14 protein-coding genes are annotated in these 14,796 nt (G+C 61.0%); 7 read left to right on the top strand and 7 right to left on the bottom strand.

Going from position 1 to position 14,796, the window contains the following annotated elements:
- Window positions 1–274: 274 nt before the first annotated feature.
- Window positions 275–1,207 (top strand): LysR family transcriptional regulator, encoded by a 933-nt coding sequence (locus CAL12_RS20630; RefSeq protein ID WP_086066327.1) that lies wholly within the window; start codon window positions 275–277, stop codon window positions 1,205–1,207.
- 157 nt (window positions 1,208–1,364) lie between these two features.
- Window positions 1,365–2,516, top strand: coding sequence for a Na+/H+ antiporter NhaA (gene nhaA, locus CAL12_RS20625; RefSeq protein WP_086066326.1), 1,152 nt, complete (start codon window positions 1,365–1,367; stop codon window positions 2,514–2,516).
- 29 nt (window positions 2,517–2,545) lie between these two features.
- Here nhaA and CAL12_RS20620 read toward each other — a convergent pair whose 3' ends face one another.
- The 4 genes from CAL12_RS20620 to CAL12_RS20615 form a co-directional block, all read right to left on the bottom strand.
- On the bottom strand, window positions 2,546–4,192 hold the full coding sequence (locus CAL12_RS20620) for a methyl-accepting chemotaxis protein (RefSeq protein WP_086066325.1): 1,647 nt from the start codon (window positions 4,190–4,192) through the stop codon (window positions 2,546–2,548).
- Window positions 4,193–4,538: 346 nt separating this feature from the next.
- A complete protein-coding gene (locus CAL12_RS28145; RefSeq protein ID WP_157793054.1) occupies window positions 4,539–4,982 on the bottom strand; it encodes a hypothetical protein in 444 nt (147 codons plus the stop codon).
- A 32-nt stretch (window positions 4,983–5,014) separates the two neighbouring features.
- Window positions 5,015–5,377 (bottom strand): hypothetical protein, encoded by a 363-nt coding sequence (locus CAL12_RS28140; RefSeq protein ID WP_157793053.1) that lies wholly within the window; start codon window positions 5,375–5,377, stop codon window positions 5,015–5,017.
- A gap of 38 nt (window positions 5,378–5,415) precedes the next feature.
- On the bottom strand, window positions 5,416–6,303 hold the full coding sequence (locus CAL12_RS20615) for a cupin domain-containing protein (RefSeq protein WP_086066324.1): 888 nt from the start codon (window positions 6,301–6,303) through the stop codon (window positions 5,416–5,418).
- 329 nt (window positions 6,304–6,632) lie between these two features.
- On the opposite strand from CAL12_RS20615, the gene CAL12_RS20605 reads away from it, so the two are divergent.
- The 3 genes from CAL12_RS20605 (at window position 6,633) to CAL12_RS20595 (ending at window position 9,559) form a co-directional block, all read left to right on the top strand.
- Window positions 6,633–7,619: a Bug family tripartite tricarboxylate transporter substrate binding protein gene (locus CAL12_RS20605; protein ID WP_086066322.1), complete on the top strand. Its 987-nt coding sequence runs from the start codon at window positions 6,633–6,635 to the stop codon at window positions 7,617–7,619.
- Between the two features lie 35 nt (window positions 7,620–7,654).
- Window positions 7,655–8,662 carry a LysR substrate-binding domain-containing protein gene (locus CAL12_RS20600; protein ID WP_086066321.1) on the top strand — a complete coding sequence of 336 codons (1,008 nt, stop codon included), beginning with the start codon at window positions 7,655–7,657 and terminating at the stop codon, window positions 8,660–8,662.
- A gap of 90 nt (window positions 8,663–8,752) precedes the next feature.
- Window positions 8,753–9,559, top strand: a complete 807-nt coding sequence (locus CAL12_RS20595) for an aspartate dehydrogenase (RefSeq protein WP_086066320.1) — start codon at window positions 8,753–8,755, stop codon at window positions 9,557–9,559.
- A gap of 111 nt (window positions 9,560–9,670) precedes the next feature.
- Here the strand turns inward: CAL12_RS20595 and CAL12_RS20590 are convergent, their stop codons facing one another.
- From CAL12_RS20590 to CAL12_RS20580, 3 genes are all read right to left on the bottom strand, one after another.
- Window positions 9,671–9,943 carry a helix-turn-helix domain-containing protein gene (locus CAL12_RS20590; RefSeq protein ID WP_086066319.1) on the bottom strand — a complete coding sequence of 91 codons (273 nt, stop codon included), beginning with the start codon at window positions 9,941–9,943 and terminating at the stop codon, window positions 9,671–9,673.
- Between the two features lie 52 nt (window positions 9,944–9,995).
- A complete protein-coding gene (locus CAL12_RS20585) occupies window positions 9,996–11,279 on the bottom strand; it encodes a DUF1173 family protein (RefSeq protein WP_086068016.1) in 1,284 nt (427 codons plus the stop codon).
- 792 nt (window positions 11,280–12,071) lie between these two features.
- Complete coding sequence (locus tag CAL12_RS20580) at window positions 12,072–12,449, bottom strand: hypothetical protein (RefSeq protein WP_232464579.1); 378 nt, start codon at window positions 12,447–12,449, stop codon at window positions 12,072–12,074.
- A gap of 482 nt (window positions 12,450–12,931) precedes the next feature.
- Here CAL12_RS20580 and CAL12_RS20575 point away from each other — a divergent pair, with 482 nt between their 5' ends.
- The gene (locus tag CAL12_RS20575; RefSeq protein WP_086066317.1) at window positions 12,932–13,681 is read left to right on the top strand and encodes a ParA family protein; all 750 of its coding nucleotides are present in this window, start codon (window positions 12,932–12,934) and stop codon (window positions 13,679–13,681) included.
- Window positions 13,678–14,790 carry a DUF7673 family protein gene (locus tag CAL12_RS20570; RefSeq protein ID WP_086066316.1) on the top strand — a complete coding sequence of 371 codons (1,113 nt, stop codon included), beginning with the start codon at window positions 13,678–13,680 and terminating at the stop codon, window positions 14,788–14,790. Before CAL12_RS20575 ends, CAL12_RS20570 begins: the two co-directional genes overlap by 4 nt.
- Window positions 14,791–14,796 lie beyond the last annotated feature (6 nt).

Here is a 14,796-nt window from a genome sequence, read left to right as displayed (position 1 = left end):
ATCGCGGTATCGCGTTATCGCCACGCAGGATGGAACAGCGCCGCGCCCCTGTAAATGCAAGGGTTAGCCCTGATGCGCTGCAGCAATCCCGCTCCCTGGGATTCGTAAGTCTTTGATAGATAGCTACATTTTCCCCATTCTTTGCAATCCGCGGGTAAACCCGGGTGCGCTTTTTGTTATAGGACCTGGGCAAATCCTCATGCGTGTCCGGCGATGGACGGGCCACTGCGGCAGGGCTCTACAATCCGCGACTGTTATTCGCTTCCGTTTACCCATGGCTGGACAAGCTCGCCCCGGTGCCGCGCTGAGCCTGCGGCAGATCGAGGTCTTTCACGCGGTGATGCTGACCGGCTCGCTGAGCGAGGCCGGCCGCATGCTGTTCGTCACGCAGCCGGCCGTCAGCCGCATCCTGGCGTCCGCCGAGAACCGCTTGCGGTATCCCTTATTCGTGCGGGTCAAAGGGCGCTTGCAACCCACGCCGGAGGCGCGCCGCCTTTTCACGGAATGCGAGCGCATCTTCGACCACGTTGGGCGTTTCAACGCCCTGGCCACGGGCCTGGGTGCGGGCGGCACGGGCACGCTGAGCCTGGTAAGCAGCCCCAGCTTCAGCGAGTGGCTGATTCCCCGCACCATTCAACGCTTTCGGGAGAAGTATCCCGGCACGACGATACGCTACCGGCCGCTGGCCTTCGATATGCTGTTGCCGCATATCCTTCTGGGCCATGCGGATTTCGGCATCGCATCCATGTCGCCGCCCGCCAATGCCAGCGTCGCCGCGGAAGAGATAGGCGAAGGCTGGCTGGGCTGCGCGATCCCGCATGGCCATCCGCTGGCGTCCCGCATGCGTATCCGCGCCGAGGATCTGCGTGGGCATCTATTGATCGGCTACGAGGCCGAGACGCCTTTCGGCCGCCTGGCCGCGCGTTTCATGAATTCGGGCGAGAGTCCTTTGCAGCCCGACATCGAAATCCGCGCCACGCCCGAGGCCCTGGCGCTGGTCCGGCAAGGCGTGGGCGTCGCGTTGATCGAGTCCTTCGGATATCACCCCGACTTCCAGCGAGACTTCGTATTGCGTCCCACGGATCCCGTGCTGCCGCACAAGATACAGCTGCTTCATGCGGCGAACAGTCCACTGTCGACGACGGCCCGCCGCTTCGCAACGGCCCTGCGGCAGGTCATCAAGGAAGCGCCGACAGCGACGCCCTGAATTAGAATGCCGTCCAAGGGTGATCATGCCGCGACGGCATGACAGGATACGCGCTGGTCGGGCCGCCACGCGGCTACATTGCGACCGTTATGAACCTCACCTTTGCCATCACCGCTGTTTCCGCTTTCTCTGATCAATTCTTCCCGGGGGACGCGTAATGCCCACCGAGCAACGCATCTCCGACACCTTCAAGGAATTCATCGCATCGGGCAAGGCCGGTGGCATCGTGCTGATACTGTGCACCGTCACATCGCTTGCCATCGCCAATTCGCCGCTAGGCGCCTCCTACCTTGCGCTGTGGCATTTCCCGCTGGCCGGCCTGAGCATCGAACATTGGATCAACGACGCGCTGATGGCGGTGTTCTTTCTGCTGATCGGCCTGGAACTGGAGCGCGAGCTCTATAGCGGCGAGCTGTCGGACCTGAAGAATGCGCTGTTGCCCATGCTGGCCGCCATCGGCGGCATCGTCGTGCCGGCGGCGATCCATCTGGGGCTCAACGGCGGCACGCCCACGCAGGCCGGCGCCGGGATTCCCATGGCGACGGACATCGCGTTCGCGCTCGGCGTGTTGGCGCTGCTGGGCAACAAGGTGCCCGTTTCGCTCAAGGTATTCCTGACCGCGCTCGCGGTGATCGACGACCTGTGCGCCATCGTGGTCATAGGAGTGTTCTACACGGCCAACCTGTCGGTGCCGTACCTGCTCGGCGCGCTTGCCGTGTTCGCGGGCCTGCTGGCCATGAATCGCCTGATGCGGGTGATGGCCTTGCTGCCGTATCTGGTCGGCGGTGCGCTGATGTGGTTCCTGATGCTCAAGTCCGGCGTGCATGCGACGATCGCCGGGGTCCTGCTGGCCTTCGCCATCCCGTATTCGGCCAGGCAGGACGATGCGGAATCGCCATCGCACCGTCTTGAGCATGCCCTGCACAAGCCGGTCACCTTCCTGATCCTGCCGCTTTTCGCGCTGGCGAACACAGGCATCGTGATCGGCGCCGGCTGGGCGTCGGAGCTGCTGAGTTCGAACAGCCTGGGGATCATGCTCGGCCTCGTCGTGGGCAAGCCCCTGGGCATTGTGCTGTTCAGCTTCATGGCGGTCGCGCTTGGCCTGTGCCGCCTGCCGTCCGATATCAGGTGGCGGCATGTGGTGGGCGCCGGCATCCTCGGCGGCATCGGTTTCACGATGTCGATTTTCATCGCCAACCTGGCATTCCCCGCCGATCCTGCCGCGGTCAACGCGTCCAAGATGGCAATCCTGCTGGCGTCCGTGCTTGCCGGTGGGCTGGGATACGCTTACCTGAGTCGGCAGCGTTAGCCCCCCAGCGGTCCCGCCGCTGGTGCGGCTCAGGCAGCGGCTACGTAGGCATCGTCCGGTCGCGCGAGCAGCGTGTGCGCATGGCCGGACATCCCCAAGGACGCATTGGCGGCGTTGCCGGTATCCGCCGCATCGATCCTGAATACGCTGACGACGCGTCCCAGCGTATCGGCCTGGTCGCGCAGGGATTGCGAGGCCGCCGCCGCCTGTTCGACCAATGCGGCGTTCTGCTGCGTGGCCTGGTCCATCTGGCTGATCGCGATATTGACCTGTTCGATGCCGGTACTCTGTTCCTGGCTGGCCGCCACGATCTCGTTCATCATTTCGGCCAACTGCCGGATGTTGCCGACCACTTCATCCATCGTGCCGCCGGTTTCAGCGACCAGTTTGTTGCCCGCGACCACATTGCTGACGGAGTCGTCGATCAGGGACTTGATCTCTTTCGCGGCCGACGCCGAACGCTGTGCCAGATTGCGCACCTCGCTGGCGACGACGGCAAAGCCGCGCCCTTGTTCGCCCGCGCGTGCCGCTTCGACCGCCGCGTTCAGCGCCAGGATGTTCGTCTGGAAGGCAATGCCGTCGATGACGCCGATGATGTCGACGATCTTGCGCGACGAACCGTCTATCGCGCCCATGGTCGAGATCATGTTCTTGACGACCGCGCCGCCGCGGGCGGCCACCTGGGAAGCGGAGACGGCCAACTGGTTGGCCTGCCGCGCGTTCTCCGCGTTCTGCTTGACGGTCGCGGTCAGTTCTTCCATCGACGCGGCCGTTTCCTCCAGCGATGCGGCCTGCTGCTCGGTCCGCGAGGACAGGTCGAGATTGCCGCTGGCGATCTCGGCCGAAGCGTTGTTGATCAGGTCCGTGCCGGACTTGACGTCACGGACGATCTCTTTCAAGCCGCGGTTCATCGTCTCCATCGCCCGTATCAGGTCGCCGATCTCGTCCTTCGACGTGGTGGCGATTCGCGCCGTCAGGTCGCCTTCGGCGGCGCGGTTCGCGACGGCGATCGCCGATCGCAACGGCCGCGTGATGCTGCGCGTAATGACGACGGCACAGGCCGCACCCAGCATGACGAGCAGGGCGCCGAGCAGCATCAATAACCCCATGCTGCGTTCGTTGGCGGCGGCAATGTCGGCCGAGATCGCATTGATCTGCTTGCGCTGATAGGCAAGGAAGGCTTGCACGCTTTCCTGATAGGCCTTGGCCGTGGGCAGGAAGGACTGCGTGTACGCGCGGTCCGCTTTCGCGGCGTCGCCGGCCATCTTCGCGGCCATGACATCGTTCTTCGCTTTCTGGTAGGCGTTGCGGCCATCCACCGACGCCTGGTAGAGCTTGCGCTCCTCGTCGTTGGAGATCAGTTCCTCCAGGCTCTTCAGCAAGGCGCCGCCCTGCTTGACGCTGTCCGCGATGACGTCCGCGAAGACGTCGGACAGGGTGCCGTCGGTACTTTTCGCGATCATCGCCGTGCGCGCGATCGCGGAGTAGATGAAGACGTACCAGTCGGCCGTGATGCGCTCCTTCGTCAACGGCTTTTCCATCATCAGCCGCGTCTCCGCCGCGTTATGGCGGGCCTCGATCAGGGCGAATGCGGTGGAGCCGATGGAAAGCGCGAGGACCAGCATGAAGCCGATCGCCAGGCGGGTGCCGATTCTGATGTTCGATAGGAAGTCCATGGTCGGCCTCTCCAAGCCCAGATAGAAATATTTCAAATAAATACAAATATGTCGCTTCCAGCGTGGAAATATTACAAATAATGATGCGACATCGTAGTTTTGATTCTACGTTAACTATCTGATAGAGAAAGGAAAGACTTACTTTATTGTCGCTTTGTAGAGACAAATGGGCGACTCTGGCTGTCTTCTTGCAACAGTAGGGAACGTTACAAATAGCGAGAAAGGTAGCGGCTGGCCGGCGTGGCGGATTGGAAGCGGCTTAGCCACAATATCGGCGCAGGCGCGGCCTGCTCAGCCACGAGCTTATCGGTCGGATAAGCGAAGCCGGGCCGTTAGTGGTCTTGTTCTATTCGCTTGGTGGAAAGCGACGAGTCTGCAGTAGCTTTGATCCAGCAGCCGCTTCAGGCTTTGCAGATGCCCTGCGGTTGATCGACTCGCGATGATATAAATAAATCTCGATATCCGCGAGCCAGATGGTCATTCCAAATCGGGGCGGCCAGGCACTTTCGATAAAAGGGTAGGTTGCCATGAGCGCTGCCCCGAGTACACCCAATCCAACACAGAACCTAATGGTGCTTATCCCCAGGAGCTTTTCGTCGTTCTCGGATGCCAGAGCGCGACGAAGGACACGGGATAGCGCCAGAACCGTGAGTGCAATTGGAAAGAAAGAAGCGATCGAATCAGCTACGACAGTGAACAAAAACCTGATTGGTAGAACGGTGGAGGCCAGAAGGATCCCTACCAAACCGAGGTAGACATAAGCGCGTTCCCGGTAGATCTTCATGTACATGCTTTGCAGTTCAATTTGGCGTTCGCCCAATATCAGCTGTCGCCGTCCTGGCTCGCGGCTTGGAATGCGTAACTGCAGCCCTTGCTCGCGAGCACGCCCAGAAATGCAGAAAGTTTGGGACCGCCCCGCGCTCCTAGCAAGGAAAAGCCTGTGGAAAGAATATAGCAGGTGACTGCTTCCCCGCTGTTCCATGACGAGCGCTCACCCGTCGGCCACGTAATCTCGATCGTAGTTGAGTTATTGATTTCCCGTCGGGATATAACGCTGGAGTTGGGGGGTAATGTGACGACCAGTTCCTGATCGCCGGCGGAGTCACGGCGGTCTCGTTGGAGGCTGATTGCATCGTTCGCGAGCGTGAAATACGTTGCGGACGAATTAATGCTATTGATGGCCAAGGCTTTGTCTCCTTCTGTCGATTAGTAGAGGTGCCGCTTTATTCACTACCTACGAGAAAATTTCGCGGCATGGGCTGCACAAATCGCTGTTCGAGGAACTCTCTCACGTATTCTTTCTTTTGTAAGAGCGTGGTGATTTTGGGTAGAAGGGCGGCTGTGAGGAGCGCAGAATTTTCTTCGTCTTGCATGCTCGCTCTTGATTCCACTAACGTAGGTCCTACGGTTTCACAGAACCAGATCAAATAATCGATGTATTTGGTCGTATGAACTCCGATGGCGATATGAGTGGAAATCTGGTTCTCCAGGGGAGTTGCTTCATGCCACCAGCCTCGAGGAATATAAATAAGATCTCCTGCGCGTATGTCCGCATCAAACAGCGGGACGATTGGACATTGCGCCTTGTGGTCTCTGCTGGTCTGGTGAGCGAGTGGAAGTATGTGTGTGGAGCCGTATATCCTCCATCGTTTTCGCCCGTGCAACTGGATCGCAAAGACGTCATGGGTATCCCAGTGTTTTCCAAAGGTACCAACACCGCCGGAACATATATATGCATTTGCCACTGCGCGTTCGCCAACGAACTCTGCTATTTCGTCGCATATGGTGCCAACGGAGGAAATCTTGTTATCCACGCGATTCATTACTATTGTTGCGCCCTCCGCGAACAAGCGCTGGATACGTTCAGCCATGAACCGGTATTTTGGCCCGTCTATATCGTTGTAGGGGCGCGCATACTCAGTTATAGGTATTACACCGTTCAAGAAAATTCGTACCGTCCCATCGCAGGGGTCGGCCCCGTACAGTAGGCTTTCAATGTCGGTTCGGGTCAGCAGGTCTGCGGCAAGCGCCATCTCTTGAATATAGAAATTGCGCTCAAAATAATCGCGGAAGAACTCATTCCGCGATATTCTCAGGTCGATTTTCCCCATGATCCTCGCCCCTCCCAAATAGCACTAATGTGCCATGACATCAGCTGGTTGAGCGCATTCGTAGCCACCGTGGGATTCCAGTTCCGCACCGAGGTTATGAACCCCGTAGAAGCATCAGACCTGGGGAAGTTATGCCTGGACGAAGCGGTCCGTGCAGCTGGGCGCGACGGCAATCCAGTCCCCCATATGGTGCGCACGTCCAGCCTGGTGCATAAGATTTTCTCGCGCTGGGCCGTCTTTTAGTCGTTTGTCACTGGCCGTCGTGGCTTCTAGACTCGCCGTTGCTTACTGGCCGCCGTCCGGCGCCAGCCCAACCGCGGAGTCAGAATATGCGTATCACCCAGCGATTGCTCGGCCTTGGCATCGGATTGTGCGCCGCGCTTTCCGCCCTGGTCCTGCCCGGCGCGGCCAGGGCGCAGGACGACTATCCGTCCCGACCCGTTCGCGCCGTCGTGCCTTTTCCGGCGGGCGGCATCAACGACATCATCGGCCGTGAGTTGTTCAACGCGCTGTCGGTGACGCTGAAAGGCAACATCGTCATCGAGAACAAGCCGGGCGCCGGCGGAACGATAGGCACCGTTTCGGCGCTCAACAGCCCGGCCGACGGCTATACCCTGTTGCTGGGCGCGGCCAGCACGATGGCGGTGGCGCCGCACCTGTACAAGAGCGCGGGTTACACGGCCAAGGACCTGATCCCGGTCGGCGGCATTGCTTCCGTGCCCAGCGTCATCATCGTGTCGGCCAATTCGCCCTACAAGAAGTTCGCCGACCTGGTCGCGGCGGACAAGGCCAAGCCGGGATCGCTGGACTATGGCTCGGCCGGCTTCGGCACCAGCCACCACATGCAGGCCGAGTTGCTGAACATCCGCGCGGGCACGCATTTCCGCCATATCCCGTACAAGGGCGGCGCCCCGGCCACGGTCGACCTGATCGGCGGCCAGATCGCCCTGCTCGTGGATCCGCTGCCCACCACGCTGGGCAACGTCAAGGCCGGTCGCGTGCGGCCTTTGGCGATCACGACGGACGTGCGCTCGGCCGCCTTGCCCGATGTGCCGACCTTGAAGGAACTGGGGGTCGACTACAATGCCAGCACCTGGTTCGGCCTGTTCGTGGCCGCCGGTACGCCGGAACCCATCGTCGCCAAATTGAGTGCCGCGCTGACCGCCGCGATGAAATCCCCCGAGCTGCAGGCCAAGTTCCGCGCGGGGGGCATCGATCCGCTGCCGATGGACCGGCAGGCGTTCACCCGCTACGTGCAGGAAGAGAACGTGACCTGGGCGGGTGTCATCAAGGACGCCCATATTGAAATGCAATAACGCCGGACACCATAACGACGTGGAGCAGGTTGTCGATGGCCTTTACGCGCAATCTGCCTTCCCTGTCGTCCGTCCGGTCGTTCGAGGCCGCGGCCCGTCATGGTTCCTTCACGCTCGCGGCCGATGAGCTGGCGGTGACGCAAAGCGCGGTCAGCCTGCAGGTGCGCAAGCTGGAAGCCTACCTGGGCAAGAAGCTGTTCGTGCGCCAGTCGCGCAAGGTGGAGCTCACGGCCGACGGCATCCAGTACTTCGAGGCGTGCCGCCGCGTGCTGTCCGACCTGGAGAACGCCACCCGGCAAATGCTGGATCGCGATCGCAACGAGGTGCTGATCGTGAGCACCATCCCGACCATTGGACAGCTCTGGCTCATGCCGCGGCTGGCGTCTTTCACCTCCACGCATCGCCATATCGAAGTCCGCGTGGTTTCCGATATCCGTCCGCTGGATATGCAGGCCGACGGCGTCGATATCGCCATCCGCGTCGGGCCCCTGGCGGGCCGCCATTATCCGCGCGGGCTGCCCGGAATCGACCTGACCCTGGTTCAGCGCTGGGATGGCATCTGCGCCGACTACCTGTTCGACGACGTGCTGGTGCCCGTGATGTCGCGGCGGCTGTACGAACAGGGAGGTCCCGTCGAGTCGCTCGCCGACCTGACCACCTTCCAGCTTATCCATACCGCCAGCCGGCCGAACGCCTGGCGCGACTGGTTGCGCGCGCAGGGCGCGTCGCTGCCGGCGCGCCGGCCGGGCCTGGACGTCGGCCACTTCTATATTGCATTGCGCGCCGCGCAGGAGCACAAGGGTGTCGCGCTGGTCCCCGACGTGCTGATCGATGGCTACCCTGGGCGCGGCGACCTCGTCGTGCCCTACCGGCCCGAGTGGCCCGTCAAGAGCGCCGGCGAATACTACCTGCTGACGCAGGACGTGTCGCTGGAGCGGCCCGCCATCCAGACTTTTCGCGCCTGGGTGCTGGCCGAAGCGCGCGCGTCCATGCAAGAGGCCGGCGAACGCGCCCTCGCCGATGCGCCGGAGCGCGGCTCATGATGCGCCCCTCTTCCCCTATCGTTGCGCGGGATCGAATCGGCCGGTCTGGTTCCGCGCGCGTCGTTTTCCAACTTTGACTCAGGAATGCATATGAACGGAATTCGTGTCGGCATCGCCGGTTTCGGCGCCATCGGCCAATCGGTGGCCAGGTCGCTGGACGCCGGTGCGGTGCCCGGACTTTCGCTGGCCGCGGTCGCGGTGCGCGATCCGCGCCGCCACGCCGCCTTCGAATGGAAGGGCCAAGCGCCGTTGTTCACCACGCTGGATGGCCTGGAGCCCCTGTGCGACGTGGTGGTGGAATGCGCCCCGGCAGCCGTGTTCGAGCAAGCGGTGCGCCCCATGCTGCAGGCGGGCAAGAAGGTCGTCGTCCTCAGTTCGGGCGCGCTGCTGTCGCACCCGGACCTGATCGAGCTGGCGCGCGCCAAGCACGGCCAGATACTTGTTCCATCCGGCGCCATCCTGGGGCTGGACGCCCTGACGGCCGCGGCGGAAGGCCAGATCCATGCCGTCACCATGATCACCCGCAAGCCCGTGCGTGGTCTGCTGGGGGCGCCTTACCTGGAAACGCACGGCATCGACATTTCCGGCATCACCGAGCCGACACTGGTATTCCGCGGATCCCCGCGCGAGGCGGCGGTTGGCTTTCCCGCCAACCTGAACGTCGCCGTCAGCGTCTCGCTGGCCGGTATCGGGCCGGAGCGCACGACCCTGGAAATCTGGGCCGATCCCAAGCTGGAACGCAATATCCATCGCGTCGAAGTTGATTCGGACTCCGCATCTTTCTCGATGGAGATCCAGAACATCCCGTCGGAAAATCCCAAGACCGGGCGGATCACCGCGCAGAGCGTGCTGGCGGTGTTGCGCAAGCTGAACGGCCCGTTGCGCGTCGGGACATAGAAGGGGCGGCGCGGGCCGTCCGCATCCCGCGGTGCCGACCGTCGGCCGGCCCGGCTGCTTCCGATCGGAAGTCGTCGGTGGTGCCCGAGACCGGAATCGTAGGTCCAGCGTTTATGCGGCTTTCAGCGCGGTGTGGGTATTTTTTGGGGAGCCATTAGGCGCCAAGAGCCGGTCAACTTGCTCGATAGGAATGCGGCCACACCCATTCAGGGCAAGCTTACCGCCTTTCATCAGAGCTCGAACTGTCGGACGGCTCAGGCCCAGCATTTCAGCCGCCTGGGTGATAGTCACTTGGCTCGGTCGGGGATGACGTTGCGCGTAGATTTCGACGGCACGCAAAGCAACGTCAAGATTCGCCAGGGAGTCGCTGTGATCAAGTGTCATTGCAAATCCTAGAATACCGCGCGGCAGTATTGGCCGCGCTGCGGGAGGCGCATTACACAGTCCGCAATCTCGCGCTCGGGAAAGATGGCAGTGGGACGCCGGAGGCTGCATCCCATTGCCACCAATTACCCGCGCCGTACTTTTCGTCGTAGTGCGCGGTTTTCTCGTTCTTGCGCTCGATATAGTCGGTGTCGGACATGCCCCACACCTCCATCGGCAGGGGATCGCCGGCGTCCAGTAGCCAGAAGTCCGGAAAGACCTGGTCTTGCCCTGAATCGAAGCGCAGTGGTTTGTCGAAGCGGCGCCCTTCGGCGACAAGGCTGGCCGCGGCGGCAGCCTCGTAACCAGAGTCGACTGGGATCCATTGCGGCGTCGTCAGCATCAGGGCGATGTCGTTGACTTGTGCGCGCAACGAGCCGCCCATGGGAGTCGGTACATCGGTCTGGACCATCGCCACGACCTGTTCGCCGGACATCCAGCCGTTGACCTCGATACGGAACTTGCGCTGCAGGACATCCCAGGCCTCGGGCGTAAGCGCGAGATGGGGGATGCCATGAAAGCCCGAAATCGGCAAGCGCTGCGCCTCCTCCATGCCGGCTTGATACTGGGCCAGGGGCGCGACCACAATGAGGCGTTGACGCCGATTCATGGCCTCCATTGCCTTGGCTTTGTTCAGGTCGGCTTGCCGCCCTGTTGCCGTCGGCGTGGAGATCAGCAGGTTGCCGGATAGGCGTACGCGGCCAGCATACGTTGCGGTGGCTACTCGAAGCAGGTGGTGATGCAGCACGCCGAGCGTCCGCTTGCCCTGCATCGCAGGCGCCCACACGTTAAAACCGGCCTGGGTCCATAGATAGTGCAACAGGCCAAGCAACGACATGCTCGCCTGGCTAGAACCTCGGCGCACGGATGACGCTTTCTGTTCTTTTGGCAGCTCCGGCGGGCCGTCTTCCGGAGCTGATGTCGGTCTTTGCTGCAGGCCGACCTTGAGTTTGATTTTCGTGTTGCCGTCATCCAGTTCCTGGACAACGCCGCGACGATAGGCGCCGAGCCCTGACATTCCGGGATCCACGCCGTAATAGACGCAGTCTTCGCTATGTTCCGGGCCGGTATCGGGGAATCGCGCTAGGTGAAAGCGATCCGAATTGGAACGGCTGTGAATCGAGAGGCGTTTCTCACCGAGGCCAGGACACAGGCAACGCACCTCGGCCTTCCCGTGGGAAAGCACAAGCACGCGCTTCCACGAAGCGGCATATTGTTCTTCGGTCTGGAATTCGGGGGAGTAGGCGCGGCTCGCGCCACCCACGGAGATCTCCGCTGGGTAAAGTTTGCGATCCATGGAAAGGTCCCAATGGCAAAGCATGTGTTTAGCTGCTAAACAGCCCATCCGAATCGGTGCGCTCCGCGGGGCGTGTTTAGCAGTTAAACACGGGCCTTTGATGTGAACGCCGATTCGGATGCCGCCTGCGAGATACCGCGACGCAGGCGGCGTCTTGCCGACTTGCACGGCACAGGTGCGTTGTTCTCCGAACCTGGTATTCGCCAGACACGTTACTCGCCACGTGAGGCATGAAGCTGTTGCTGGGGCGCTCGCGTGAAGGCGTTGCAGTCGGATTCCCGCATGTATCTGCTCGGCTTTCATTCGAGCGACCTGATTGCTGGCCGTCTTAACGGCGTTGCCACGGTGAGTCGTCGCTCTCGCGAGATCAATGTGCCTGTCAGGCTCTGCACCTGTCCGGATTTACTACGCCGACCTATTTCGATCGACGGGCTTCACGGGCCACCACTTGGCACACTGATTCTTGCCGCTTCTTTTTCGTCCAGGGCATGCGGCTATCTCCCGATCGCGGCGCTTCTCAGCGAACGCGGGACGTGTTGTGTTTCGTCGTGTTAAAGAGCCAACCCAAATTTGGGTGTTAGAAAGGATGATAACCCGTAAATAAACATTGTCAACCCAAATATAGGTTGTTAAGGGCGTGACTTAGCCCCAGATCGCATAGGGAACTGAATGACATTATTTGATTTATTCGAAATATTTGGTCTTAATATTGGGCCGCGCGTGCCGTTCTTATTTATGTCAAGGCAGTAGACCTTCGCTTTACCCGCAGCTTTACACACCTGTGGCGCGCTCCTATGCGTGGCGCTTGGTGTGCTCCCCCTTTTTCTCTTCGCTCTGCGATTCCGCTTGAAGGTATCGCTCGAGGTCGTTGAGCACAAGTCGTTGGAATGCAGGGCTCAATGATCGAAATTTAGCCAGGAGTTCACGCTCTCCTGCGGAGAGCCCCGCCGCATCGCCGATAGCCGGATCTACCAGCGCCGGTGGGCGTTCGGGGACCAGGTCGCGCACGCAGACCTGCCACAGATCAAAACCTAGGGCGCGCGCAATTTCGGCGATGCTGTCGACACCGGCGCTTCCCTGTGCGCGGCGCACGCGGTCCACAGTGGACCTCTTCAGCCGGCCACCACTTTTCTTTTCCAGGGCGGCATTCGAGAGCCCGGCTTTCCGCATAAGCCGGTCCACGTTAGCCGCGACAAGTTCACTAGCCTTTTTTGCCATACCGCACTATGCCGCGCGCTGATGGATAAATGTGGGTTGCAACAACCCATATATGGGTTAGAATATTCGCATGAGCGAACTTTCATTCTTTGCCTGTGTGCTCGCACGGCTTCGTGCGGTGCCCTATGCAGAGCTCCAATCGGTCGCGGACGCGGCCCGGGTATCTATTAGTCACCTGCGCAAAATCAGGTATGGAGAGGTACGGAACCCCGGTGTACAGACGGTCCAGGCGCTCCACGAGTATTTCGAATCAGTAGACGCACCGCGTGCAAATGAGACGGGCGGAAAAAAGTCTATCCGCTGACTCAATGGCGCGTCCATTTCGCATGCCGCAGCTGCGATGCCTTCTAGGAAGCTCGGCATGTGTTTAGCCGCTAAACCGGCATAGCCGGAGCCAGGCGGTGAGGAAGTTCCGATCTCCAGAGGATCATCCAATGAAAACCGTTGTCGTTGCACAGAACAAAGGCGGAGTGGGCAAGACCGCTACCGCTGCTCATATCGCATTTCACGCCGCGGAGGCAGGCCTGCGTGTCCTGGCCGTCGATCTCGATACCGGCAACTTGTCGAAGACGCTCGATAGGTACCGGCTGACCATTCCTGCCAGTTCCCTGTTCCTCGACACGCCGCCGCCGGCAGCAGCGTCTGATGATCCGATCGGATTGATCGCGGCCGACCATTTGCTTGCCAACGTCATCTATCTGCCGCTGGATCAGGCGCTCATGAATTACCCGGTAAATCTGCGGGTCTTCGAAGCGCAGGGCTATGACCTCTGCGTGATCGACACCCCCGCGAGCATCGGGATCGCGACGGTCACGGCTCTCCGCAATGCCGATGCGGTCATCAGCCCGGTGGAGATGGAGGACTACAGCATCGAAGGCATCAAGGGGATGATGCGCGTCATCCTCAATGCGCGGCAGCACAACCCGAGCCTTTCTTTCCTTGGGATCGTGCCGAGCCGGGTAGATAGCCGCAATCCGAGGCAGGTGCGCCACCTTGCTGCGGTTCGAAATACTAACGAAAAGCTGCTCGCCCCGGTAGTCATCGGCCTGCGCACGAGCGTCGCAGAGGCGTTGGCAAAGGGGGAGGCAGTCTGGAAGAGCCGAAAAACCTCAGCTCGCGCGGCCGGTGCCGAAATGCGCGCGCTCGGCGTGCATGTCCTCGACAAGATGGGGGTGGCGAAATGAGTTTAGCCGCTAAACCCGAAGGTGACGCTGGCATTGACCTGGCAGGACTCGGCGATCTGGCGTCCATGCTGGATGCACCGATACGTACCGCCGGCGAACCGGCCTACATCGATCCGGCCGTGATTCACGAAGACGAAGGGAACTCTCGGACGGATGAGAACCCCGGATTCAGCGCCGAGAGCATCGAGGAGCTGGCCGCGTCGATCAAGAAGAAGGGCATTAAGTCGCCGATTTCGCTGCGTCCTCATCCCACCATGCCAGGTCATTTTGTTATTAACCATGGGCACCGCCGTTTCCGCGCCGCTGGGGTCGCAGGACTGACGCAGGTTCCGGCATTCGTAGACCCGGACTTTGACGACATCGACCAAGTCATCGAAAACGTTCAGCGCGAGAATTTAACTGCGCGCGAGATCGCAGACTTCATCGGGCGCAAGCTCTCCGAAGGCATGACGCAGACGGATGTCGCCGGAATGCTCGGCAAATCCAAGGCCTGGGTGAGTCAACATGTTCGCATGCTCTCACTGCCTGACCCTGTCGCTCAAGCCGTGGTGACTGGTAAGGTCCAGGATGTCACATTGGCCAACGAGCTCGCCAGCGCCCACCGCGACGCACCTGCAGCGGTGGAAGCATTGTTGACCAAGACTGATGCGAAGCCCACGCGCACTGCGGTTAAGAATATCCGTAGAGGGGCGAAAGAGGCGAAACCAGTGCCTTTGCGCAAATCGGATCCGCAGGTGATGGCTTCCGCGCAAGCGGAGCTACAACGCAGGCGCGACAGGGAGGCACAGGTGCGTCGTGAGCAGGCGGACCCCGCGATGCGCCAGGAGGGCATCGACGCACTCTGGCGGCTAATCAAAATTGCGGAGCAGTACACGGGGCAAAGTAAGCGCGTCGCGGATTTTCTTCTCGCGTGGTGGAACGCGACCAGTTGCGGTGGCTTTGATCTCACGGACCTTTGGAGCGTGGACCACGAGATCGCGGACGACATGATGCGCGTGCTGTCTCTCATCCGTCAGACGAGAGCGTATCCAGACACGCTATCCCCCACGCTCCATGCGGCATTCAAGTCGCTCGTGATTAACAGGCGGCCTAACCTTGTCGATGACTAGTTGCGC

Origin of the sequence: Bordetella genomosp. 8 (assembly GCF_002119685.1) — a bacterium.
GTDB lineage: Bacteria > Pseudomonadota > Gammaproteobacteria > Burkholderiales > Burkholderiaceae_B > Bordetella_C.
Note: the sequence above shows the minus strand (reverse complement) of the source record. Positions and strands in the feature narration are given on the sequence as shown.